The organism is Gemmatimonadota bacterium (assembly GCA_009838845.1).
Lineage (GTDB): Bacteria > Latescibacterota > UBA2968 > UBA2968 > UBA2968 > VXRD01.
Window position 1 is genome coordinate 1 of record VXRD01000135.1, and the last position, 23,549, is coordinate 23,549.

Sequence of the window (23,549 nt, forward strand, 5' to 3'; positions counted from 1 at the left end):
CCGCTTTACGGCCCCACGGAAGCCTGCGCAAGGCGTTTCCGACCGTCCCATGGCGACTCTCCATGGGTTGATACCAAGGAGTGGAGGGTCCTTCCAGGATCGCCCGGTCCATCCCTTCCATGACTTGGAATCCCGCGGCTTCGAGCGCGTGATTCACTTCCCCGAAGGTGGCGATGTCCTTCAGCGCAATGCCGCGCATGAGATCCTCCTTGATGGCCCGATGCCGGTCGTCCTTCGGATCGAACTTGCCCGTCAGGCACATTTCCTGCCCCCAGAACAGGGCACCGGGTTTTAGCACGCGGAATACCTCTCCGAAGGCGCGTTGCTTGTCTGGTGCATGGCACGTTGACTCTATGGCATAACCCCGGTCAAAGGTGTCGTCCTCAATGGTGCTCATGTCCATGAAGCTGCACGTCTCGAAATCGACCATGTGATCAAGCCCCGCCTCGGCGTTCAACCTCTTCGCCTCTTCCAACTGGATCTCATTGATGTTGATTCCTACAACCCTGACACCAGCCTCACGGACGACGCGGCGCATGGGGGCGCCGACTCCACAACCAACGTCGACCACCGTCATACCCTGTTGTAGCTCCAACTTGGAAATCATCAGCCGCTGATGCCGGACCTTGGACTCCTCCAGACTCTCATGAGGCGTGAGGGGCGCGAAGTGCAGGGACTGGCCCCAGCCCCACACCATGAACCCGCTACAAAGGTCGTAATAGTCTTTCACTGTTTCCGTGTGATCGTACCCGCCCGCGCCACCGGGCTCCAGCACCGCCCGGTCGAGCCAGCCGTCGAAGTGCTGCACTCGACGTGCGACGCCCGATCCCCGGTACGCATCTCTCAGCTCTCTTGACAGTTTGCACAGCCGCATTTCGTGGTGTTTTCCCCCGGCTCCACAAGGAGCCAAGTCGTCAGGTGAACAGCTCCCGTCTCTGCTGGGAGATGCGGAACTTCAGCTTCTTGCTCGGTTTCAGCGACGGGAACGGACTGAAACGGAGCTTGTGCTTGTACTTCGCCGGCGACACCTCAATCGTGAAGTAGTGCGCCAGCATCAGCAAGTTGGCCGCCAGGTGCAGCTCCATCCACCGGGTGCCGAGACACTTATGCGTGCCCAGCCCGTACGGGGCGTACCCGGGGCTTCGGTGTTCATGGCGCGACGGCAGGTAGCGGTCGATGTCGAACTTGTAGGGGTCGGGAAAGACCTCGCTCATGTAATGCGTGGCGGTCATGGCGATGTGGATCCGTTCCCCCATGGGCAGCTCGTAGTCCTCGACCACACACGTATTCATCACGTTTCGAATGGACATGGAGACGATCGGGTACATGCGCATGCACTCCATGAGGAAGCGGTGGGTAACGTCAATGTTGGCGGGGGTGAAATCCTCTCTCTCGGGGTCTCCCTTGGCGAACAGGGCATCTGCTTCGGCCTGGATTCTGGCGTAGAGGTCGGGCTGCGACGCCATGGCGTAGACTACGAGGCTAAACGTATCGCCGAGGTACACGCTGGCAATCAAGGCCGCGGAAAAGGAGAACAGCAGGTTGGACTCCGGGAGAAACTGCGGGTCGCTCGCGTGCAGGCTGAGGTAATCGTCCACCAGGTCCCGTGGGCTGTCCGCCCTTTGGGCGGGGGTATGGATGTCCTGGACCCGCTGCATCAGTGTGTCCAAGACTTTCGCCCGGCGTCTCATGCCCGGGGTGTTCAGCGTGAATCTGGGCAGGAGCTTGGCGACGTGCACGCTGAGGGCCCGTTCCTTGTACGCCATCAGGTCGTCCATGAGGTCCTGGGTATCGACGCCGATGAATAGTGGGGAGAGCTGGGCGTTCACCATCTCCCGGCACATGGACGTGGCGCGGTATGAGTCCCCAACCGTCAAGCTCGCCATGTACTTGCGCCCCCGATTGTAGAGCTGGTCCAGCTGTCCTCCCAGCCTCGCGGCAGAATAGGCGGGCGATAGGGACTTGCGAAGCCGGAAGTGATCGGCTCCGTCTAGGGCGGGCAGGACGCCGGACGCGCCGTAGACCTTCTCGAAGTCGCTGAAGTAGTCCCTGGCTCTCAGGTACATGCGCCCGCGCTTGTGCACCCAGCGGTTTGTCTCGAGTCCGGCCAGGAAGATCATGGGCTTCGAGAAGGGAGGGCGGATCTGGAACACCGGACCGTACTCCTCCGCAAGGTTCCCGAAGAGCGCGTTCAGGTTGCCGTCTCGACTATGCGGGTTCAGCAGCAGCTTGGGCAGCGAAACCGTCGGAATCTTCCTGGCAAGGGCAGGACGTCGAAGGGCTGGGCCGGCGAGGTTCTGAGAGACCGCAGAGGCGAGGGAGCGGCCGATCAGGTCCATCTTGCAGATGAACTCGATGCGCTCCTCCGCCTCGTCGTCGAGCTGGAATATGAAACGAAAGACGTCGCAGGTATTGACGAGGCAGATAATGATGACATCTCTCGGATCGGGAATCTCGTCGGTGAAGATGACCCTGCTGATCCGCGTTTTTATGAACTGGCCTGCAGTGCCCTCTTCCGACTTGCTGGACAGTTCTCCACGCCAGACGGTAGGAGCCAGTGTCCAGAATTCACCGTCGTGATATTCCAGGATCTTCAGGTCAACCAGGCGGTCCAGAACCGAATCAATGATCGATTCCGCACGGGGAGCGAGCCGTTCGATCCAGTACTGGGCGTTCCGTTGAACAGATTCGGCTGCGATTTCTTTCAGAATGGAGTCTAGAGCAGGTCTCCCCGTTTCTGTCTCGTCCACGAGTAACAGGGATTCCATGTCCGTGTCGATGCGCGATCTGAGTGAAAGCTCCGCGAGCACGGCACCGACCACGGCGCAGTTCAAATGCCAGCCGGGGACCTGGTGAAAGTAGCCAGTCTCCTCGTTGAGGAGCATCAGGATGAGCTCTTCGGTGAGACTTAGCGATTGGGTCGTCAAACCCTCGGTAGTATTAGCCATAGCCTCGGCCTCCTTGCATTACTTCAATACCATAAGGCACTTGCCCTTACTGTACTTATGGCAAATATAAATAAATACAAATATTTGGTCAAGGGAAGGCAAGTCTTATTCTCATTTGAAACAGTGGAACTGGTCTGCTACGTAGCTGAGACCGACCGCAGGTCGGAGAGATTGCTATCTCGTATTACTGCGCAGAGAAATCAGACGCAGATGGATGGTGTAAAGTGCGGGAACGATCATCATAAGTATGGCAGTGGTAATGAGAATGCCGAAACCGAGAGACGCGGCAAAGGGGATCAGGAACTGGGCTTGGATGGCACGTTCCAGAATAAGGGGAGTGAAGCCGAGGAACGTAGTCACGGAAGTGAGCATAATTGGGCGAAATCGCCCTTTTGCGCCCTCTATGATTGCAGTTTGCGCCGGCATGCCTTCCTCGAGTTCCTGATTGATGAAATCGATCATGACCAGGGAATCGTTCACGACCACCCCACTCAGGCCGAAGATACCCATGAAAGATACGGCACTCAGGGCTACTCCCAGGACCCAGTGACCCAGGATCACTCCGATGAACCCGAAGGGGATGACGGCCATGATGATGAACGGCTTTGTATAGGATCGGAGGGGGATGGCGAGCAGCGCGAAGATCAGGAGCATGGCAATCGCAAATCCGCGATACAGCGCATCCAGGGATTCGAGCTGCTGTTGTTGTTCCCCTCCGAAGCTGTATGTCAGGTCCGGGTGCAGGGCGGTCAGATTCGCGAGGATCGAATTGGCCAGGATGTCGTTGGCTTCGTCGCCTGAAATCACCGAAGCATCCACGTCCGCAGTGACCGTGACGACGCGCTGGCCGTCCTTCCGTCGAATGGCTGGCGGCGACATGCCCGAGTGCAGCGAGGCCACACTGATAACCGGGACCTCGGCACCACTCGGAGTACGGAGCAGGTACCCCTCGACATCGGTGATGGATTTTCGTTCACCGGAGGGCAGGCGCACATAGACCCGGACCTCTTCCCGGTCGCGCTGCACCCGAACGGCCTCTGTGCCGAAGAACGCCGCCCGTGCCTGCCCGGCCAGGTCGTGGAGTGTGATACCGAGGGTTCGCGCTTCCGGCCGCAGCTCCAGTTGAACCTCCGGGATGCCCGGGGAGTGGTCCGAACGTATGTCATAGACGCCTCCCACTCCACGGAGACCATCGACCACGGAGTCTGCAATCCGGGCAAGGCGCTCCGGGTCCGGATGCGACAACACGGCCTCCACCGGGTTGCCCAAGTCAAAGACCTCGCCGCTGAAGGTGATGCCGCGTACGTAGGGCAGCACACCCACCTCCTCCCGCCATGCCTGCACGACCTCTCCGGTGGAGATTTCTCTCTGTTGGGCGCCCAGGAGTTTGAACTCAATGGTGGCGATGTTGGCTTGCGGATTGAGGGTCGGCTCCGGATTGAGTCCGCCCCCGAGTCTCGAGCCCTGTCCGACGGTCACCGTTACGCCGGTCAGCAGCGGTGGCGCATCCCCGGGCCGGCCGCGCGAGAGTCGTTCGATGACCCGGTGGCCTGCGGCCTCCAGTTCCTGCGCCACTTCGTACGTCCTCGGAGCGGTCGCCCCATCGGGCATCTCCAGGACGACCGTCGCGATATCCCCCTCCACGTCAGCGGCCAGCGTGGTAGGAACGATCCCCGCGGGCAACAGGGAGATGCTCAGCACGAGCATTCCCACAGCCCCCGACATCGTCACCGCGGGCTGGTCGGTGGCGAACTGCAGGGCCCGATCCAGCGGGCCTTGGACGAACCTGTTCAGCAGCGCGTCAACGCGCCCCTGGAGCCGCGCGAAGAACCGGTCGAAGGCATTGGCCGGCACCCACTCCGGGCCGTGCAGGTGGGACAGGTGGTTGGGCAGCACGAACAGCGATTCGACCAGGGAAACCAGCAGCATGGCGATCATGATGATCGGCAGGGCCCGCCACACCTCACCGACGCCGCCGGGAATGAACAGCAACGGGACGAAGGCCACCACCGACGTCAGAACTGCGAACGTCAACGGCACCTTGATCCGCCGTACGCCGCGGATCGCGGCCGTGACCCCGGGTGTTCCCCGCTTGCGTTCGTAGTGGATGTACTCGGCTACGACGATGGCATCGTCGACGATGATTCCTATGGCGAGGACAAAGGAGAACAGGCTGATGGTGTTGATCGCCACGTCGAATGCCATCATGATGGCGAGGGCCCCGATTCCCGAAACGGCGAGGCCCACGGCGACCCAAAGCGCGAGCCGGATTTCGAGAAACAGGCTGAGTGCGATCAGCACCAGCAACAGGCCCAGGATCCCGTTCTTGAGGAGAAGATCGGCGCGTTCCTCATAGACCTGGGATTCGTCATTCCACATGGTGACGCCCACACCGTCCGGCAGGGAAGGGATCACTTCGTTTGCCAGGTGCTGTCGGACGGTCGTGGCGACATCCATCACTTGCTCACCATCGGCGCGGTAGATCTCCACGAATACCCCGGGATGGTTCTGGTGCCGGATGATCAGGTCGGCTTCCTGAAAACCGTCGCGAACCTCGGCGATATCTCCAAGGCGCAGGACCGTGCCGTCACGACCGCTGAGAAGGAGGATCTCCTCGAAGTCCTGTTGGTCGTAGTTCTGGCCGAGGGTGCGGACCCGCACCTGGGATTCCCGGGTATTGATACTGCCGGCAGATAAGTCCAGGGAACTGCGACGAATGGTGTTGGCTATGTCGGTGAGTGTGAGTCCGAGTGCTCTTAGCCGATGAAGCGGTACCTCGATAGAGATCTCGTATTTCCGAATACCACTGACTTCGACCTGGGACACGGAGGGAAGTGTTGTGAGTTCATCTTCGATCTGGTACGCCAATTCTTTCAGCGAGCGCTCAGGTACATCGCCATATACAATGAGCCGCATCATGCTCATGCGGTTGGTCATCTCCCTGAAACTGGGACGATCGGCACCGGCCGGGAAAGACTGTATGCGATTGACCGCAGACTCGATATCGTTCAGCGCCTGGACCATGTCCGTACCGAAATCCATTTGAATCCGTACGGATGCCATACCCGGGGCCGATACGGACTTGACCGCCTTCACGTCATCCACCCCGCTGACCTGGTCTTCGATCTTGACGACGATCGACTCCTCGATCTCCTCCGGTGTGGCGCCGGGATAGGCCATCGACACTTCGATATGGTAGAAAGGGGTGGTCGGCCACGCTTCCCGGTCGAGTCCGGTCAGCGACACCAGCCCGGCGGCGATAATAGCCCACATCAATAGATTGGCGGCTATACTGTTACCAGCCATATAAGCTATGGGACCACGCTGTTCCCGTGCGGAACCATCTTCCCGATTCATGGGGCACCTCCGATCCGCACCACCATGCCTTCAGTAGCGATCTGAATCCCGCCTATGACGACCGCCTGGCTGGCTTTCAGCGTGCCGGTTACGAACACCTTATCATCGGAACGCTGAAGGACGCGCACCGGGACGATGGTCAATAGTGTGTCATCGCGCACTGCCCAGACCTCGTTGCCCGGTCTGAGTGCTGATCGCCGCAGGATGAAGTACTGGTCTGGGATGATTCCCTCAATTCGCACTTCTGCGAATTTGCCCACGAGAAGGGGCGGGCCAGGATCTGCGCCTGCCCCTTCGACTGGGGTGCCGCTTGTAAAAGGATTCGGGACGCGTACGATGACGTTGATGGTGCGCGTCTGTTCGTCCAGGGATGCCTCTGCTCGATCTACATAGCCCTCCCAGGCATAGCTCCCGTCGCCGTATTCAGCTATGACACGAGCCTTGACCTGCCTATCTCCGTCGCCCGCTTCCAGCCTCCAAAGGCCGGGAATAAGGGCCGCATTGGCATCGGAGAGGGGAACTACCACCTCTACTGCGTCGGTCGCGTAAAGTCGCCCCACGCTCTGACCGGCTACCACGAACTGCCCCACATCTATCGATTCTGTCTGCACGACGCCTCTGAAAGGCGCGCGGACTTTTGTGCGTGCCAAAGCCAACTCGGCATCGGCGAGCACAGCACTATCTCTGGCCACCGAGGCGCGGGCTGCCTCGAGTTGAGGCTCCCACAGCGCAAGGGGATTGGCTTTGGCTATATCCGTTTGGTCACGTCTGAACTGCGCGTACTCAGCGCGTGCGATCTGGGCTTCTTCATTCGCCCGGAGGAGTGCGACATGCTGCGCGGCCACGTTGGCGCGGGCTTGCTGAACTCTGTTGCGGTAGTCGGCGTCATCAATGCGGAAGAGTATCTGCCCTTTTCGGACTCGTCCGCCACTCTGAAAGGCCGGATCTACCCAAACAACCTTACCATTGATTTCGGCAGCGACATCTATCTTTGCAACAGGTCGAACCGTCCCGGCCCCGTACACGGGAATTGCACCGGTGCCGACCACCGCGGAAGCCGTGACTGCGAATGGTGCCCGGGAAGTAAGAGGTCGGATTTCTGGCTCGGGTCTCAGCCAGACCATAAGGTAGGCAACAATCGTGGATATGAGAAGGATGGCACTGGCCAGGAGTAAGCTTTTTCCTCGGTTCATCTCTTTTCTCTTTCAGTTCAGGCTGATGGGAATCATCAGTCGCCCTGCGAGTAGAATCGGGATGGATCAGGTGATCCCGTGAACTACCATTTTCGTCGAGAATCCTGTCCAAAAATACGAATATCTCTCATAAAATACAAGCCGTTTGGCTTATTTTGTTCCTATTAGAGGCTGGGAAAACCAGTCCTCAGCCTCCGACTTTCCTAATCTTTCACCTTGCACACATGCCGCAAATAGGTTATAAATGGTATAGGCGTTTTTAGCATTGGAGGGTAGTGTGCGGGCATTGATTCAGCGGGTATGCAGGGCAACGGTTCGCGTTGAAGAACAGGTCGTTGGTCAAATTGACCGCGGTCTTTTGATTTTGCTGGGTATTAGCGATACCGATGGTCTTTCAGATATGGAATATGTTGCCGAGAAATGTGTAAATTTGAGAATTTTTGAAGACGATCAGGGCAAAATGAACAGATCCTTGCTCGACACAGGCGGGCAGGCGCTGGTAGTTTCGCAATTTACCCTGCACGCCGATACCCGCAAAGGTCGCCGCCCGAGTTTTAATCGGGCAGCTCCGCCAGATATTGCCAACTCCATATACGAGCAATTTGTCCAGCGCCTCCGCACCTTTGGCATTTACACTGAAACCGGCGTTTTTGGCGCATATATGCAGGTCGAAATTCACAACACTGGTCCCGTTACATTGATGATTGACTCAGAGATATGAAGAAACTGATTCTCGCTTCTGCCTCACCCAGGCGTGCGAGTTTATTGCGCTTGTTGGATATTCCGTTTGAGATCGCGCCGAGCAATGTCAATGAGGCTCTGGATACCATCTTGTCACCTGCCGAACACGTGCGGGAAATCGCACAGCGGAAAACAAAGGCGGTTGTCCATCGTTTTGACCACGCGCTCGTTTTGGGAGCCGATACAGTTGTGGTATTGGAAGATGCAATTTTCGGGAAACCGAATGACGCTAAACACGCCGAAGACATGCTGGCACGACTTTCGGGAAAAACCCATCAGGTCTATACAGGGTTGACTCTCACAGATACGGAAACCGGACTGACTCTCACAGAAGTTGCTACTACCTACGTCACCATGCGCGTGCTATCATCGGAGGATATCGCACGCTATGTCGCCACTGGGGATTCTATGGACAAAGCCGGTGCTTATGGCGCGCAGGGGCGTGCATCTGCATTTATTCAATCTATATCTGGTTGCTTCTACAATGTGGTGGGCTTGCCGCTTGCGTGCTTTTGGAGCCTTTATCATCGTCTGGTCGGGCAATCGCTTTGGACGATCATACCCGAAAATAGTGATGCGATAGACATTTAAAAATACAACGAAAAATACAACTATCCATGTCAGATCAAAAACAAGAAATTGCTGAGTTACTCAAAACGCAGCGCGAGAATCTGGGTCTGAGTATCGGCGATATTTACGAACACACGCGGATCAATCCCGAGTTTATCAAGGTGCTTGAAGCGGGCCAATTCGATTTATTGCCCGTAGCTTATGCGCGTTTATTTCTCAAAACTTATGCACAAGCACTCAATCTCAATGTTCGGGACATCCTTATTCTCTTTGATAGAAGCGTTGTACTGCCGCGTGAGCGGGCCACAGCACTACCCTCTCCAGAACGCGGGATAAATCGCAGCGCAATATTTATCTCGTTGCTCGCATTCGCGGTGATTGCAGTGGTGATCCTCTTTCTCAACTCGCGTGAAGAAGCACCGCTCACAGCCCCCCTCGATACAACCACACCACCTCTTCCAATACCAGATAGCACGGAATCAGTTATCTCAACCGAACAAATAAGCATTTCCGAAGAGGAGATGTCGCCTGGAATGCAGGATAGCGCGAGATCCGGACAGGAGATGCAACTGCGAGACAGCACACAGTCCGTTATGCCATCCCTATCGGAAAACCAGATGATGCCATCTGCCCAGACTACGGGTATTGTGGCAGAGACGCCAGCCTCTCAACCCGCACCTGTTGTGCTCAGCACATATAATTTGCCTATTCACGGCGTCATTGCCGAAGGAGAAATCATGATTCTTTCCGGCGTTGCAAGAGAAAACGCGCATCTATCCGTTACTGCTGATGACCGCGGGGTTTTTGCAGGAGTGCTTCCTGTAGGACGGCAGCAACGCTGGCTGGCACATGACCGCTTTCAAGTGGAGATACAACGAGCCAGCTCGATTTCGCTTTCACTGCAGGACCAGCCTCTCGAAGTTGTCAGCCCACCCGATCGCGGTCTTCGCCTGACTATTTTTCGCACCCTCATCAAAGTCGAAGAACTCGGCGACACGCCCTCTGGCCCACAGATAGGCCGATAGTTTTTATGGCGCACCCTTTCGCACAAATCGTTCCCCTGGGCACATCCCTCGATACATTTACCTACCGCATTCCCGACGATCTCCAGAACGATCTCCAAACGGGCTACCGCGTCCTTGTCCCTTTTGGAGAACGCTGGGTTACGGGTATTGTCGTCGGCTTTTGCGAAACGTGCGATCTGCCCTCCAATCGCGTCAAGACCATTGCCCAAATCCTGGATTCACATCCTCTTGTGACACCGTCGATGCTCGAATTGTGCAAGTGGATGGCCTGGTATTATCTGTGCAGTCTCTCGGAGGTCATCTCTGCGGCTCTTCCATCGGGTATTCACCTGGATAGTGGGCAGCATTTTGCCCTTGAAAAAAACTTTGACGACGCGATCAGTCGCCTGCTTTCGCCGCGTCAGCGCGAGGTCGTCACTGTATTGGGCGAACTCGGTTCGGCATCGATGCGACAACTTCAAAAACGACTTGGAAAACAGGGCGTACAGCCCGCGATATACGGCCTTTTGAGGCGGGGTGTTCTGGTCGCGTTTCAAAAGATGTCAGCACCTAAAGTAAAAACCAAGACCCAGCGTGCAGTGGCACTTGTGCCCGATGATTCGCGCTGGTTTGACCTGGAATTGCCCACACTGGAAAAACGCGCACCCCGCCAGGCGCAGTGTATTCGCCTTCTGCGTTCGGCAAATCGCCCCCTGTTGACCGCACAGCTGTCCGCAGAAGGGATTTCATCGGGCGTACTGAGAGAAATGGCCAAGCGCAATTTGATCTGTTTTATTAATCGCGAAGTAGTGCGCGACCCTTATGCCGACACCGATCTTCCTCCGCCAGAGGATGTAACGCTCACGCCCCATCAAGCGCGGGCTATCCAGGCGATTGGACAAAGCATTGATGAAAACGCCTTTCAGGTTCACCTTTTGCGCGGGGTGACGGGTAGCGGAAAAACACTGGTTTATATTCGGGCGGTTGCACACGCACTCGCATCGGGAAAAGGCGCGATTGTTCTGGTGCCGGAAATCACTCTGACGCCGCAGACCGTCCGTCGCTTTCGCGCCCATTTTGGCGATCGCGTCGCGGTTTTGCACAGTGCATTGTCCCCTGGTGAACGCTACGATGCCTGGCGCGAGGTTCGCAGGGGAAAACGCGCCGTTGTTATTGGTGCGCGCTCAGCTATTTTTGCACCTGTCGAAAATCTGGGCCTTATCATCATCGACGAAGAACACGATGGTTCTTACAAACAAGACGATCCCGCACCTCGTTACAATGCGCGGGATGTCGCTGTGATGCGCGCCCATCTGCAAAATCTGCCCATTGTTCTGGGCTCGGCAACCCCTTCTCTCGAGTCGCATCACAATGCACAGACGGGAAAATTCAGCACTTTAATATTGCCAGAGCGCATCGACAATCGTCCATTGCCCACTGTCACACTCGTGGATATGCGGCACGAAGGTGGCAGTTTGTTTTCTCGCCCGCTTCGGGAAAAGATGCGCGAACGCATTGAAAAGGGCGAACGCACCATTTTGCTTCAAAACCGGCGCGGGTACGCGCCTGCGGTTCAATGCGCCGACTGTGGGGAAAGTTTCCAGTGCGATCACTGTCAGGTTACCCTGACTTATCACGCGACCCGACGCCTGATGCTCTGTCATTATTGCGGTTATATTGAGCCATCCCCCTCGGCGTGTCCGTCGTGTAACAGCAGCAATTTTCATTTGCTGGGCGTGGGGACACAGCGCGTTGAAGAGACCCTCGAAGCGCAATTTCCCGGTGTGCGCGTTTTGCGAATGGATGTGGATACCACGCGCCGCAAGGGCGCGCATGACCGCATACTCAGTCGCTTTTCCCGAGGCGAGGCCGATATTTTGCTCGGTACGCAGATGATCGCCAAGGGGCTCGATTTTCCCGGTGTGACACTCGTCGGCGTTATTTCTGCGGATACGAGTATCCATTTGCCGGATTTTCGCGCCAGCGAACGCACATTCCAATTGCTGACTCAGGTCAGTGGGCGCGCCGGACGAGGCGAGATTCCGGGGGAAGTCGTTATTCAAACTTATATGCCCGATGGCGAGGCCGTGCAATGCGCACAGTGCCACGATTTTGAAGCTTTTGCACAGCGCGAACTCAGTGCGCGTCAAAGTCTGGGTTACCCGCCCTTTGGACGCGTGGTGCTTTTGCTCTTTAAGGGCAAAGATGAACACGAAGTCGCACGCGCGGCTGGCATAATCGCTCAGGCTTTGCGCGAACAAACACCCCCCGATGTTGAAATTCTGGGTCCTGTACAGGCTCCTCTCGCACGTATCCAGAGCACCTATCGCTGGCAGGTTTTGCTCAAGTCCGATTCGCACAGCCATCTCAATGCCGCCGCCCGCAATGCCGCCGCGCAATTTGCTCCTAATAAACGCCGATCTCGCGGTGTGACTCTGGCGATCAATGTCGATCCGATGTCGATGCTTTGAGCGGTGAATTATGTTCTCTCGAATCAAATCTCTCGCGCAACACACGGCGGTCTATGGCATGGGCGACCTGCTCGGTCGCGCAGTGTCCATTTTGCTCGTGCCCATCTATGCCAGACATCTCACGCCTGCGGATAATGGCATTTTGTCTCTGGCATTTGCATTTATCGGATTTAGCGCGGTTTTTTATTCCCTCGGTCTCAATCCCGCGCTGATCCGTCTCTTATCTGGCAAGACCGATCTCGGCAAACATCGCGCCGCATTTAGCTCCGCATTTTGGGCACTGTTCGCCACAGGTGTTATTCTGTCGAGTCTGGTCTGGACCAATGCCGGGAGTCTCGCGCATCATCTTTTGGGCAGTTCGGATTATAGTGCGATTTTCGAACTTATTGCCGCCGTTGTCCTTTTGGACGCGCTGTCAGAACCCCTTTTCACACTTTGTCGCGCTCGTCAGAGATCCTTTCACTATGCGATTGTGCGGGTGATTCAACACTCGCTACAACTCGGTCTTACCGCTTATTTTATCGCAATTCTCGGACAGGGGCCAATCGCAGTTTTTGAAGCCAATCTCATCAGTTCTCTCTTTGCACTTATTGTCATGTTTCCCATTGGCCTGCGGTTAATTCGTCCCACTTTTGATATGCGTGCGTTGCGCGAACTTCTGCGTTTTGGCCTGCCCTTTGTACCCTCAGCTTTTTCCTTTCTTATCATTAGTCTGTCTGATCGCTTTTTGATCCGATTTTTTTTGGATCTCGACGATCTGGGTATTTACGGTATTACCTATAAACTCGGTCTGCCCATCTTTTTTGTGGTTAAAGCGTTTCGCTCGGCCTGGGCACCTGCCGTGCTCGACGAAACCGAAGATGAAAATACAGAGGAAGATACGCGGCAGATGTGTGCGCGTGTCACTACGTATTTCACGCTGTTCGGCATTTTGGGCTGTCTGATTTTAGCCACTTTTGCACGCGAAATTATTGTTCTGATTGCCGGTGACAATGCGGAGACTTATCTCGAAGGCATACGGGTTGTGCCCCTGGTGGGGCTGGCATTTTTCTTTCACGGTCTTTATATCATTCTCACCGCGGGTGTATATGCCGAAGGTCGCGCGGGATCCCTGCCGTTTATTGTGGGAACGGGTGCGTGTGTGAATATCGCTATCAATATTTTTCTTTTGCCCAAAATTGGATTTATTGCCGCTGCTTATAGTACGCTTATCGCGCATGTTTTGATGGCGGTTTTGCTTTTTCTAATTGTGCGTCGGTTTTATCCGGTTCCCTACGAGTACGGACGTTTAGGGAAAATATGTGTTGCGGGGGCGGTGGTTTTTGTCGTTTTATCACCTCATCTCCACGATACGTCAATAGAGGGTGTTATTGCGCGTGTAATTTTTGTTGCGGGATATCCCCTCATTTTGTGGGGATGGCGTTTTTTTATGCCCTAACAAACCGTTGACTTTGGTCTGCAATTCTGTATATTGATTTTTGACAAGGGTCTGCGTGACTGGCGAATGAACGTGGAATTGACCACGGGGAAGCGCAGTGCTCTTTATCCGATAGCCGATCGCCTGGGCTTATGAAAATTTACACACAGCCCGGGCTATTTTTGTATCGGGCCAAATACGAGGAGAATATCCATGTCCAGCCCTCTTGCCGACTATCTGTCGCAAAATCCTATCCCAAATCCCGGATTTGTCGCCTATTTGGCCGCGCTGGAACAGGTCGCCTCCATATCGCCCGATGTGGCGAAAAATATCGTGGGCGAGTTGGCCGACCAGCGTGCAAATCTCAAGATGATTGCGAGTGAAAATTATTGTTCTTTGCCCACGCAACTGGCGATGGGCAATTTGCTGACTGATAAATACGCGGAGGGGATACCCGATCACCGCTTTTACGCCGGTTGCGACAATGTAGATGCGATCGAAAGCCAGGCTGCAAAACTGGCGTGCGATCTCTTTGGCGCGGATCACGCTTATGTTCAACCCCATTCGGGCGCAGATGCCAATATGGTCGCTTTTTGGGCGATTCTTTCGGGGCGTGTTCAAGATGTCGCACTCGAAAAAATAGGGGAAAAATCGCCGTTTGATCTCTCGGCTGAAGCATGGGACGCGCTTCGCAAACAATTGGGCAATCAAAAGCTCCTGGGACTGGATCTTTCATCTGGGGGGCATCTCACGCACGGCTATCGCATCAATGTGTCCGGGCGTATGTTTGAGGCGCATGAGTACTCCGTAAATAAAGAATCTGGCCTGATTGACTACGATGAAGTCCGAGATCAGGCCAGAGCGGTCAAACCTTTGATTCTTTTAGCGGGTTATAGTGCATATCCGCGCAAAATTAATTTCCGCATTTTCCGGGAAATCGCCGATGAAGTGGGGGCTGTTTTTATGGTGGATATGGCGCATTTTTCCGGATTGGTGGCCGGTAAAGTTTTTGCGGGTGATTTTGATCCGGTTGCCCATGCCCATGTCGTTTCGACAACCACACACAAAACCCTGCGCGGTCCCAGAGGGGGTATGGTTTTGTGTACGGAAGAATTTGCCGAACAGGTCGATAAGGGCTGCCCAATGGTGCTCGGCGGTCCACTGCCTCATGTGATGGCGGCCAAAGCTGTCGCGTTTCAGGAAGCGAGTACGCCCGAGTTTCAAGCGTATGCTGCAAGAATTGTCGATAATGCCCAGGTGCTCGCACAGGCATGTATAGACGCGGGTCTCGCGGTTCTCACAGGGGGTACTGATAATCACCTACTTCGAATCGACGTTACCCCCTTTAATCTTACGGGGCGCCAGGCGGAAACCCTGCTCCGCGATGCCGGGATTACGCTGAATAGAAATACCATTCCCTTTGATCCCAATGGTCCATGGTACACCAGTGGTCTGAGGGTGGGCACTCCGGCGCTTACGACGCTTGGTATGGGGGCGGAAGAGATGAGAGAAATCGGCGCGATTATGGGCAATGTGCTCACCCATGCACGGCCATTGAAGTTCACGAAGGGCAGAAGCGCGGGCCAGTTTAGTAAGGTCCAATACAGAGTACAGGATGGTGTGCTCGAAGACGCCCAACAGAGGATCGCCAATCTTCTCGATCGGTTCCCGGTTTATCCCGAACTCGATCTGGCGTATTTGCAAAAGGCGTTTGGTTAGACGCTGTCAGTAGGGAAAAACTCGTTCAACTAAACAATAGCTTCAAATAAAACAGGGGATTGGTGAGTTGTTTTTTGGGGACGGCATTGGCCATCATGCCGCAGATTAGATCGCGCACTTTGTCGTTGTGTGCGGCTTTGTGGATTGTAAAATTGAGGAGGGGACGCCATTGTCCCAATTTTTGCATCCGCGTGCTGGTCGCCAATTCATCGCCTATTGCATCCCATAATCGGTCTTCATATCGCTTCAAAAAAGCCGCTGAATAATTGTTTGCGGCAATGGCTTCCTGCACGGCATCTACGGCAAAACGCGCGGAATATAGTGCATTGCCAATTCCCTCACCCGTAAAGGGGTCGATCAATCCCGCGGCATCGCCCAAAAGCAATACGCCATTTCCATAACTTTTTCGACGGGTGCTTCCCACTGGTAGATTCCATCCCACTGGGTCTTCTGTTGGACGCGCATTTTTGAATCGGTGGGCATAAGGCGAGCGACTGATTACTTCGTTTAGTGCTACTTTCAAATCCACACGTCGCTTTTTCAATACATCGTGACGCATGCCAATGCCCACATTTGCCGTCCCATTTTCCAGTGGGAAAATCCAGAAATAGCCCGGCAAGACTTCATCTACAAAATGCAACTCGATTTGATTCCCCAATTCCGCCACATTTTCGTAATAGCAGCGAATTGCTACGACCCAGTGCACGGATTCATGGGCGTACAATCCCGCTTTGCGCGCGACCATTGAATTAAAACCATCACAGCCGAGCACGACGCGACCATGTATTTCGCGTTCTCTGCCATCCACCACGCCGCGCACACCCACAATTTGCTCGTTTTCTCGTATCAGGTCTTTAACGGCAAATCCCTCATAACAGGTGTTCGCAACCTTTTTTGCTTCTTCAAAGAGAAAATTATCCAGTACCTCGCGCCGGATCACAAACCCTTCCATTGGCAGTACTTTACCCGTGGCCTGATCCCGGTGATCATACCGCCGCAAATCCACACGCGCATCCACGTGATTCGGGCTGCCAAATACGACTTCTCGAATGGTTGCGCCAGGCAATCGCGCAACCTTGTCGAATAAGTCGAGTTCGTGTAAAATTGACACGACTTTGCCCGATAGCGCGTCGCCACAGATTTTATCCCGCGGAAATCGCGCCTTATCTACCAGACAGACATTGAGTCCCGCACGATGGGCATATAACGCCGCTGTCGCGCCTGCTGGCCCCGCGCCAACAATGATCATGTCGTATATCTCAGTCATATATCTCCCACATCTGAATTGCAATTGAAATCATCATATATTATCGTTTAGTATGGACAAGGCTTCGGCATTCCATATAGTAACGTTTTTCGTCAGCGTGGCCGATGGATATGGATTTTCGAGGGTAGGCGCCGTAGCGGACAATAGATTCGAATACGCTGTCTTTTGAAATGGGAGGCATGTAAAAACCGAGCGCGTCTGGTTTGTTGCCCAGGTCGTCGATTACGTCTTCGCCGTGGATAAATCCGACTTCGGCTTCGGTATTTTCTCGCGTGAACAGGTCGAGCGCGGCTTCCATTGTTTCGGGTATGGTTCTCTGAGATGGGTTTTCAATTACGAGTATGCCCAGGTCGCCTGCCGCGCGATAGGGGAGGCAGTGGGTGGATGCGGATGATAGGGCTGCAGTGCGCTGATGTTGCGCGTCGGGCGATGAAACTTTTTCCAGACGCGTCCGGGTGCCCGATGTGTTGAGCAGGGCGACGAGGGTGTTGCATGTGGTCTTTGGATCAATGCGGGTGATCAGTCTGTGGATAGGCTCTATATCTATCGCATCGTCGTGCAGGTTGATCAATTCGACCATGGCGTGTCTGGCCGGATGTCGTGCTGATCTGTTGTTGCGTGTTGATTTGGTTTTTTCCCACGCTTTTTGCGCGGCGGCAAATGAGTGGTTGCCATCACCCATGGCGTAGAGGAGTGTTTCGTTTTCGACGCCGTACTTCTGATAGATGTAATCGGGTTCAATGCGTTTGGCGAGTTTTTGGGCAATGCGCGCAATGTCTTTCTGGACGTCGATTAAGTGATACTTAAGTTGTCCTCCGTTCATCATGAGTTCGAAATCGACGATCTTGGGATGGCCTTCGTCAAAGAGGGGTTCGATAATTTCTTTTTTCGGGTCGTCAATGAGTACTAAAATATGGGGTGATTCGAGAGAGGCGTTGCCCCGAACTTCAAAACGCGCTTCGAGGTTTTTGGGATAGGTGCCCTCGGTTGTGCGGATGAGGGTTTTGGACTGGTTGCGGCTGTCGTAATGCTCGAGGTCGAGGGTGACGACGAGTCCTTTGCGCGATTTTCCAGAAGGCAAAACGCGATCGACGAGCAAAAAGCCCTCAATTTCGTCGCGAAAAATGCCATCGGTGACAAAGCGTTTCATGTTGTTGTGTACGCGGGCAATGCGTTCTTTGTGTTCATCGTCGTAGAGATAGACTTCGGGATAGATGAGGTCCAGGGTTGATGGCGTGTCTCCCACAATGCTTTTGACTTCTTCCCAATACGATATGTCGTGTACATACTGGTCACAGGCGATGACTGCCCATTTTCTTAAGTCGATTTCGGGATTTGGGAGCAAAATTTTGGGTACGCCGAGCGCGATGTTGTCAAAAAACATGGTGTTTTTCCTCTGCAAAAGATCAATGCATTCTGATTCAACGGGAACAATTTAATGCTTTATCTCATAGTCTGCAAACACATACACTGCGAAAGGAGAAATTTATGGCGCGAAGACCCAATGTTTTGTGGCTGATGTCAGATCAGCACAATGCCAATTGCACAGGATTTGCAGCGCATCCAAATGTCAGGACGCCCAATATGGATCGCATTGCGGATGAGGGGGTGGTGTTTACACGAGCTTTTTGCAATAATCCGATTTGTTCGCCATCTCGGATCTGTTTTATGACCGGGCAGTATTGTCACACACATCGGATGTTTGGCAATGATCATTCGGAGATTCCCGAGGCGAATCCCAATACGCTGGCGTGTCAGTTTCGGAGATATGGGTATCAAACGGCTGTGATTGGCAAGGCGCACATGGTTCGACGCTGGGATGAAGATGGTTTTGAGCGTATCCGATATACGGATTTGTGCGATGCGACGCATTTGGATCCAACCGAGACGCACTATTTTAAGTATCTGGAAGATCTGGGATTGTCGGATTTTTACGAAGAAGGCTCGGCCAGACCCGGGCAGGAATATACAATGGATGGCAGTGCGCCGGCCAAACTGCCATATCAGCATTCGATTGAGCATTATACGGGCAATGAGTCGCTGGCGTTTTTGAAGGAGCGAGACGATGAGCGGCCGTTTTTTTTGCACATGAGTTTTCAAAGGCCTCACGCACCGATTGCGCCTGCGGCAGAGCATTTTGATATGTACGATCCCAATGAGATGGTGTTGCCCGATAGTGCGGTTGATTATTTTGAACATCGCTTTGCCGGCAAGCCCGAATTTATGCAAGAGCGGTTGGCCGATGGGTGTGGGTATCCACTGGCCGATCCAAATCCCGATCGCTTGAAGCGCTGTTTGGCGAGTTATTACGCGCTGATTACGGCGATTGATTCCGAGATTGGGCGGGTGCTGGATTATCTGGACGAGGTGGGGGAGTTGGAGAATACCGTGGTGTTGTATTGCGCGGATCACGGGGATTTTGCGGGTGATCACGGGTTGTTTCACAAGAATTTTGGGATTTACGACTCGATTCACCGCATTCCTTTTGTGTTGCGCTATCCGGGTGGTCCATCGGGCGTGAAGTGTGATGAGATTGTCGAATCAGTCGATTGGTATCCCACGCTGTGTCGTCTTTGCGATATTCCCATTCCCGATGGGCGCGATGGGCGCGATTTGATTCCGGTTGTGAATGGCAGGGCAGATGGGAAAAACGCGGCGTTTTGCGAATGGGATTGGGGCAATCCCGGGGGCAAGGTGTCGGCGATTCGCACGCGCGATTTTCGGCTGGTATTTTACGGGAGCCTGGATGAGGGCGAGTTGTACGATCACCGCAATGATCCGGGTGAGATCGAAAATGTTTGGGCTGATCCAGAATATGCAGATGTGCGTTTTGATTTGCTCGCACAATTGATGCGGTTCACGTTGCAATATCGGACCGATACGGGGCGGTCGAGTCACGAGAAGAGTTTGAACAAGCGGTTTGCGCCGACAAATCTGGTTCACAAGGGCAGGCGGTATTGGCGCGATCTGAAAGAGGCATATACAAAGGAGACGGTTTGGCCGCCGGAGTGATTAACGCCTTGTGAAGGCGAGTACGATGATCAGACCGATAAAGAGACCGGGAATAATAGAGAAACCCGCTTTCAGGCTGGCGGTGTCACCGATAACACCCATGATCCAGGGGACGATGCCAAATCCGGCAATGCCAAAGCAGGCGAGTACGACAAAGAGCAGGGTGGTATCAAAGGACAGGTGTTCTGCGGCTTCGGCGAGTATGGTGGGCCAGAAGCAGGCGGTTGCAAATCCGGCGAGAAGGAGCAGGATGTAAAATCCGATCAGATTTTCGGAGAAGGGAATGCCGCTGCTGACGACGACACCGAGGATAGCGGAACCGAGCATCAGGGTTTTCAGGCTGATCATCTGGGACAATTTTGCGGAAAGCAAGCGGCCCAGTGCCATTGTGATCGCAAAGACGACGACTGCGATTGCTCCGGCGCGGGGCATGTCCCGGAGGTAGGTTTCCACATAGCTGCGGCTCCAGAATGTGAATGCTGCTTCGACACCTGCTCCTAAAAATATGGCGATGGCAAAGAGCCAAAATTTGGGTGTTTTGAGGATTTGTGCAATCAGGCGTTTGGATGATTGTTGATCTGCTACCGGTAGGGGAAAGCGCGATAGGTGGAACGAGATGCCCATGAAAAGTGCGCCCGCTGCAGCAATGCGAAATACGAGCCGCCAGGAATATCCGAGGGTCAAGAGTTCGCCAAAGAGGAGCGCGGAGACCATGACGCCGACGGGGTAAAAGGCGTTGGTGATGTTGAGGTATTTGCCCGAGTCTTTGGGGTGAATGTCGATGATCAGGGGATTGATGAGGGCTTCGGTGAATCCACCGCCAATGCCGGTGACCATGAGGGACAGGATGAGCATGGGATAGCTGTCGGCATAGCTGATCATGAGAAGGCCGATGGCGAGGAGATATTGCCCCCAGGTCACAAAATGTTTTTTGCCCCATTTGCGCGCGAGGATGCCTGACAGGATTAAGACGACGAGCAAAAGACATGTTCGCGCGGTTTCCAGGCCGCCGCTTTCAGAGAGGGAAATGGACAGGGCGCTGGATATTTCGGGCAGGCATATTGGGGTGACAACACCGCTGGTGGCAAACATCATAAACCCGCCCCAGCAGGCCAAATCGAGTCTGGTGAGTTCGGTTTTCATAGGCACCGCTATTCCAGATAATCCATTTCGGGGCGCAAGTCCCAGCGGATCGTATCTGCGGGTTTGGTATGGCGTGCCCAGGCCGTGAGGATGCGGGAGTCTCTGTTTCGGGCGGCGATTTGAGATGCGATGGCGTCGGGATCCCAGCCGTCGAGGATACGGGCGGTGAAATTTTTGATCAGGCTTTGACAGGACGAATCGTTAGCGCGGTCGTGCAATTCGTTAGGGTCTTCTTTCAGATTGAAGAGTTGACAGGGCTGGTTGTGGTAATAATTGAATTTCCATTCGTCCTGCCGAATCATGCGCTGGTACACGCCTTCGGCGGAGAAGGGTCCGCCACCGCCTGCTCTGTCCTGACAAAATTCGGAGAAGGCGAGGTTGTCCCAGGATGTGTTTTCGCCGCGCATAAGGGGCAGGAGTGAACGCCCGCGAGAGTGGGGGAGTTCGGGACATTGCAGGGCGTCGATCATGGTGGCGTTGAGGTCGATAGAAGAGATGACGTTGTCAAAGCGCTTGCCTTCGGGCAGGTGACCGGGCCAGGAGAGGATGGCGGGTACTTTGGCGGAATGCTCGTAGAAGGTTTGTTTCCACCATAGGCCGTGTTCGCCGGCTTGTTCACCGTGGTCTGACATGTAAATGATGAGGGTGTTGTCGATCAAATCGTTTTGGCGGAGGGTTGTGAGGATCTGTCCGATCATGTAATCCATACGGTCAACAAGTGCCCAGTATGCGGTGCGTGCGCGGTGGATTTCGGCTTCTGTGACGGTTGTAATACCGCAGCGTTCGCGCCAGGATTTGATGTGGGGATGCAGGTCGTCTGAGAAGGGGACAGAGATAGTGGGGGGTGGTACGTGGCCATCGTAACGTTCGTAGTCGGCGCGGCGCGCGACAAAGGGCTGGTGGGGGAGCATAAATCCAACGGTTAGAGAGAAGGGTTCTGCGGGTTGTCCGGCGCGTTTTTTTACGCCCAGGCGATCGAGATATGCAACGGTTGCTGCGGTTACGTCTTCGTCGTGTACCTGATACGCGCTTTGTCCAATGCCCGATTTCGTCAGGCTGACGCGGGCAGGACCTGCTGTGCCCGAGAGCATTCCGTGGTTGACGCCGCCGCCACCGGGATGATTAGGCCCGTGATCGCCTACGAGGCGCCGAGCATATCCATGTAGCTGATCCGGTCCATTGGAATGCATGCGTCCGACGAGCACGGGGTCGTAACCGCCCGCGCCCATTGCATGGGCAAATGTGGGAATGCTCGAGTTGAGTATGTGCCCGTTTGTCCACACTTCGTTTTCAAAGGGATAGCGCCCCGATAGCATGGACATGCGCGAAGGTACGCATATTGGCGAGGGGCAATAGCAGTTTTCAAATACAACGCCATTTGCCGCGAGGCTGTCGAGGTTGGGGGTTTGAACGATTTTGTCGCCGTAACAGCCCGTCACATAAGGATCGTGCTGGTCGGAGTGGATGTAGAGCAAGTTGGGTTTCGGATGTGCCATTGTGTGTCCTGTTTTTATCAGCGATTTTGAAATAGGTTGGGTTTATGGTGTTGTTATTGACTATCCGAGACGGGGTAAAGGGTTAGTCGCGCTCTCTTCCCCGCGCCTTCATCGGAAACGATTAGCGTGCCGTCCGCGGCGAAGGTAATACCTTCAACCTGACGATGCCACTGGGCGGGAAACTCTCTGACTGCAACAACCTGGCCACCCGGCGTGATCTCCGCGATAGCCCCCTGACGCGCAGCTACGATAAAGTAATTTCCCGACATCGGGTGTCGCTCGATTCCCGAAGGCTGGAATTTTTTTCCTTTGATGTGTTGAGAGAATTCATCGACAGATATTGCGATATGTGCATCTTTTTTTAGCTGTTTCTCGTCAATTGACCAGTGATATACTGCCAACTTTCCCTCCATGTCTGCGCTGCGAGCGTCCTTGCACATCAGTAAGAGTGCCCGCTGGCTCTCGTCGTATGCCAGGCTCTCGATTTCGCAGTCTCTGCCGACGCCAGTCGTATAGACATTGAAGAGAACGGACTCGCCAGCAGTTCCCTCACGACACGCGTATAGTCGCCCTGAACTCGTGACCAGATAGATCTGGTCGTCAATTGTTGCAATGCCCTCAAAATCACTGGCAACCGGGTTCTTCATATCCGATAATTGGAATGATTTTACGATTGACCCTTTCTGATAATCGATCTCGAAAATGACCCCTCTTTCATCATTGTGCGCCAGAAGTCGGTCGTCTCTGGTCATTGCCAAACCAGAGATCTCTTCAAGATACGTGGGGAGCTTCCAGTGCGTCGCGGTCTCTTCGTTTAGTGTATAGCTCTCAAGAGATATTTTCCTTTGTAATACAGCCATTGTGTCCGCCAGAGGGCGAACGCTCGAAGTATCGTCTGACGGATTTCTACTAAAATCTGAGGATGAATCCTCTTCATAGTCTAATACAGCCATTGTGTCCGCCAAAGGGGAGACGATAGAAGTGTCTGAAGCGGTCTCTTCGTTTGGTGTATAGCTTTCAGGAGATATTAATACCGCCATCGTGTCCGCCAAAGGAAGGACGGTAGAAGTGTCTAAAATAGAAGTATCTGTATCTGCGTTTGACGAATTTCCACTAAAATCTGAGGATGGATCATAGCCCATCGACAACAGGTAGAGAAGAATGCCAAAACCAAGGAAGCCCAGCAGAAATTTATCTGTGTGATTCTTCAT

16 protein-coding genes are annotated in these 23,549 nt (G+C 54.3%); 7 read left to right on the top strand and 9 right to left on the bottom strand.

Translation table 11 applies throughout. From position 1 onward, the window contains the following. The 4 genes from F4Y39_18745 to F4Y39_18760 all read right to left on the bottom strand — a co-directional run. The coding region (locus tag F4Y39_18745) for a methyltransferase domain-containing protein (protein ID MYC15768.1) at nucleotides 1-874 on the bottom strand (874 nt) is incomplete at its 3' end. 40 nt (nucleotides 875-914) lie between these two features. Next, entirely contained in the window at nucleotides 915-2,948 is a 2,034-nt protein-coding gene (locus tag F4Y39_18750; GenBank protein ID MYC15769.1) for a cytochrome P450, read from the bottom strand. 174 nt (nucleotides 2,949-3,122) lie between these two features. Continuing rightward, the gene (locus F4Y39_18755) at nucleotides 3,123-6,305 is read right to left on the bottom strand and encodes an efflux RND transporter permease subunit (GenBank protein MYC15770.1); all 3,183 of its coding nucleotides are present in this window, start codon (nucleotides 6,303-6,305) and stop codon (nucleotides 3,123-3,125) included. After that, nucleotides 6,302-7,498 carry an efflux RND transporter periplasmic adaptor subunit gene (locus F4Y39_18760; protein MYC15771.1) on the bottom strand — a complete coding sequence of 399 codons (1,197 nt, stop codon included), beginning with the start codon at nucleotides 7,496-7,498 and terminating at the stop codon, nucleotides 6,302-6,304. Before F4Y39_18760 ends, F4Y39_18755 begins: the two co-directional genes overlap by 4 nt. A gap of 277 nt (nucleotides 7,499-7,775) precedes the next feature. Here F4Y39_18760 and F4Y39_18765 point away from each other — a divergent pair, with 277 nt between their 5' ends. From F4Y39_18765 to F4Y39_18790, 6 genes are all read left to right on the top strand, one after another. Then, complete coding sequence (locus tag F4Y39_18765) at nucleotides 7,776-8,219, top strand: D-tyrosyl-tRNA(Tyr) deacylase (GenBank protein MYC15772.1); 444 nt, start codon at nucleotides 7,776-7,778, stop codon at nucleotides 8,217-8,219. Further along, complete coding sequence (gene maf, locus F4Y39_18770; protein ID MYC15773.1) at nucleotides 8,216-8,830, top strand: septum formation protein Maf; 615 nt, start codon at nucleotides 8,216-8,218, stop codon at nucleotides 8,828-8,830. The genes F4Y39_18765 and maf overlap by 4 nt, the downstream gene beginning before the upstream one ends. 26 nt (nucleotides 8,831-8,856) lie before the next feature. Next, nucleotides 8,857-9,834 (top strand): hypothetical protein, encoded by a 978-nt coding sequence (locus tag F4Y39_18775; GenBank protein ID MYC15774.1) that lies wholly within the window; start codon nucleotides 8,857-8,859, stop codon nucleotides 9,832-9,834. 5 nt (nucleotides 9,835-9,839) lie between these two features. Further along, nucleotides 9,840-12,284 (top strand): primosomal protein N', encoded by a 2,445-nt coding sequence (gene priA, locus F4Y39_18780; GenBank protein MYC15775.1) that lies wholly within the window; start codon nucleotides 9,840-9,842, stop codon nucleotides 12,282-12,284. 10 nt (nucleotides 12,285-12,294) lie between these two features. Beyond that, the gene (locus tag F4Y39_18785; protein ID MYC15776.1) at nucleotides 12,295-13,722 is read left to right on the top strand and encodes an oligosaccharide flippase family protein; all 1,428 of its coding nucleotides are present in this window, start codon (nucleotides 12,295-12,297) and stop codon (nucleotides 13,720-13,722) included. A gap of 192 nt (nucleotides 13,723-13,914) precedes the next feature. Continuing rightward, complete coding sequence (locus F4Y39_18790) at nucleotides 13,915-15,420, top strand: glycine hydroxymethyltransferase (protein ID MYC15777.1); 1,506 nt, start codon at nucleotides 13,915-13,917, stop codon at nucleotides 15,418-15,420. Between the two features lie 25 nt (nucleotides 15,421-15,445). Here F4Y39_18790 and F4Y39_18795 read toward each other — a convergent pair whose 3' ends face one another. Together F4Y39_18795 and F4Y39_18800 are read right to left on the bottom strand one after the other, a co-directional pair. Next, a complete protein-coding gene (locus F4Y39_18795; protein MYC15778.1) occupies nucleotides 15,446-16,687 on the bottom strand; it encodes a geranylgeranyl reductase family protein in 1,242 nt (413 codons plus the stop codon). A 40-nt stretch (nucleotides 16,688-16,727) separates the two neighbouring features. Next, nucleotides 16,728-18,071: a DUF1015 domain-containing protein gene (locus F4Y39_18800; GenBank protein MYC15779.1), complete on the bottom strand. Its 1,344-nt coding sequence runs from the start codon at nucleotides 18,069-18,071 to the stop codon at nucleotides 16,728-16,730. 104 nt (nucleotides 18,072-18,175) lie between these two features. Between F4Y39_18800 and F4Y39_18805 the strand changes: the two genes are divergently transcribed. After that, the gene (locus tag F4Y39_18805; protein ID MYC15780.1) at nucleotides 18,176-19,699 is read left to right on the top strand and encodes a sulfatase-like hydrolase/transferase; all 1,524 of its coding nucleotides are present in this window, start codon (nucleotides 18,176-18,178) and stop codon (nucleotides 19,697-19,699) included. On the opposite strand, the gene F4Y39_18810 is transcribed toward F4Y39_18805, so the two are convergent. From F4Y39_18810 to F4Y39_18820, 3 genes are read right to left on the bottom strand one after another with little or no spacing between them, the layout of a single operon-like run. After that, nucleotides 19,700-20,842 (bottom strand): MFS transporter, encoded by a 1,143-nt coding sequence (locus F4Y39_18810; protein ID MYC15781.1) that lies wholly within the window; start codon nucleotides 20,840-20,842, stop codon nucleotides 19,700-19,702. A gap of 8 nt (nucleotides 20,843-20,850) precedes the next feature. Beyond that, nucleotides 20,851-22,338, bottom strand: coding sequence for a sulfatase-like hydrolase/transferase (locus F4Y39_18815; protein MYC15782.1), 1,488 nt, complete (start codon nucleotides 22,336-22,338; stop codon nucleotides 20,851-20,853). 53 nt (nucleotides 22,339-22,391) lie between these two features. Then, nucleotides 22,392-23,549, bottom strand: a complete 1,158-nt coding sequence (locus F4Y39_18820; GenBank protein MYC15783.1) for a hypothetical protein — start codon at nucleotides 23,547-23,549, stop codon at nucleotides 22,392-22,394.

Bases quoted from the DNA above. Each gene is read 5' to 3' on its own strand.
- F4Y39_18750 (MYC15769.1), bottom strand. From the start codon at position 2,948: ATGGCTAATACTACCGAGGGTTTGACGACCCAATCGCTAAGTCTCACC.
- F4Y39_18755 (MYC15770.1), bottom strand. From the start codon at position 6,305: ATGAATCGGGAAGATGGTTCCGCACGGGAACAGCGTGGTCCCATAGCT.
- F4Y39_18760 (MYC15771.1), bottom strand. From the start codon at position 7,498: ATGAACCGAGGAAAAAGCTTACTCCTGGCCAGTGCCATCCTTCTCATA.
- maf (MYC15773.1), top strand. From the start codon at position 8,216: ATGAAGAAACTGATTCTCGCTTCTGCCTCACCCAGGCGTGCGAGTTTA.
- F4Y39_18775 (MYC15774.1), top strand. From the start codon at position 8,857: ATGTCAGATCAAAAACAAGAAATTGCTGAGTTACTCAAAACGCAGCGC.
- priA (MYC15775.1), top strand. From the start codon at position 9,840: ATGGCGCACCCTTTCGCACAAATCGTTCCCCTGGGCACATCCCTCGAT.
- F4Y39_18785 (MYC15776.1), top strand. From the start codon at position 12,295: ATGTTCTCTCGAATCAAATCTCTCGCGCAACACACGGCGGTCTATGGC.
- F4Y39_18790 (MYC15777.1), top strand. From the start codon at position 13,915: ATGTCCAGCCCTCTTGCCGACTATCTGTCGCAAAATCCTATCCCAAAT.
- F4Y39_18795 (MYC15778.1), bottom strand. From the start codon at position 16,687: ATGACTGAGATATACGACATGATCATTGTTGGCGCGGGGCCAGCAGGC.
- F4Y39_18800 (MYC15779.1), bottom strand. From the start codon at position 18,071: ATGTTTTTTGACAACATCGCGCTCGGCGTACCCAAAATTTTGCTCCCA.
- F4Y39_18805 (MYC15780.1), top strand. From the start codon at position 18,176: ATGGCGCGAAGACCCAATGTTTTGTGGCTGATGTCAGATCAGCACAAT.
- F4Y39_18810 (MYC15781.1), bottom strand. From the start codon at position 20,842: ATGAAAACCGAACTCACCAGACTCGATTTGGCCTGCTGGGGCGGGTTT.
- F4Y39_18815 (MYC15782.1), bottom strand. From the start codon at position 22,338: ATGGCACATCCGAAACCCAACTTGCTCTACATCCACTCCGACCAGCAC.
- F4Y39_18820 (MYC15783.1), bottom strand. From the start codon at position 23,549: ATGAAGAATCACACAGATAAATTTCTGCTGGGCTTCCTTGGTTTTGGC.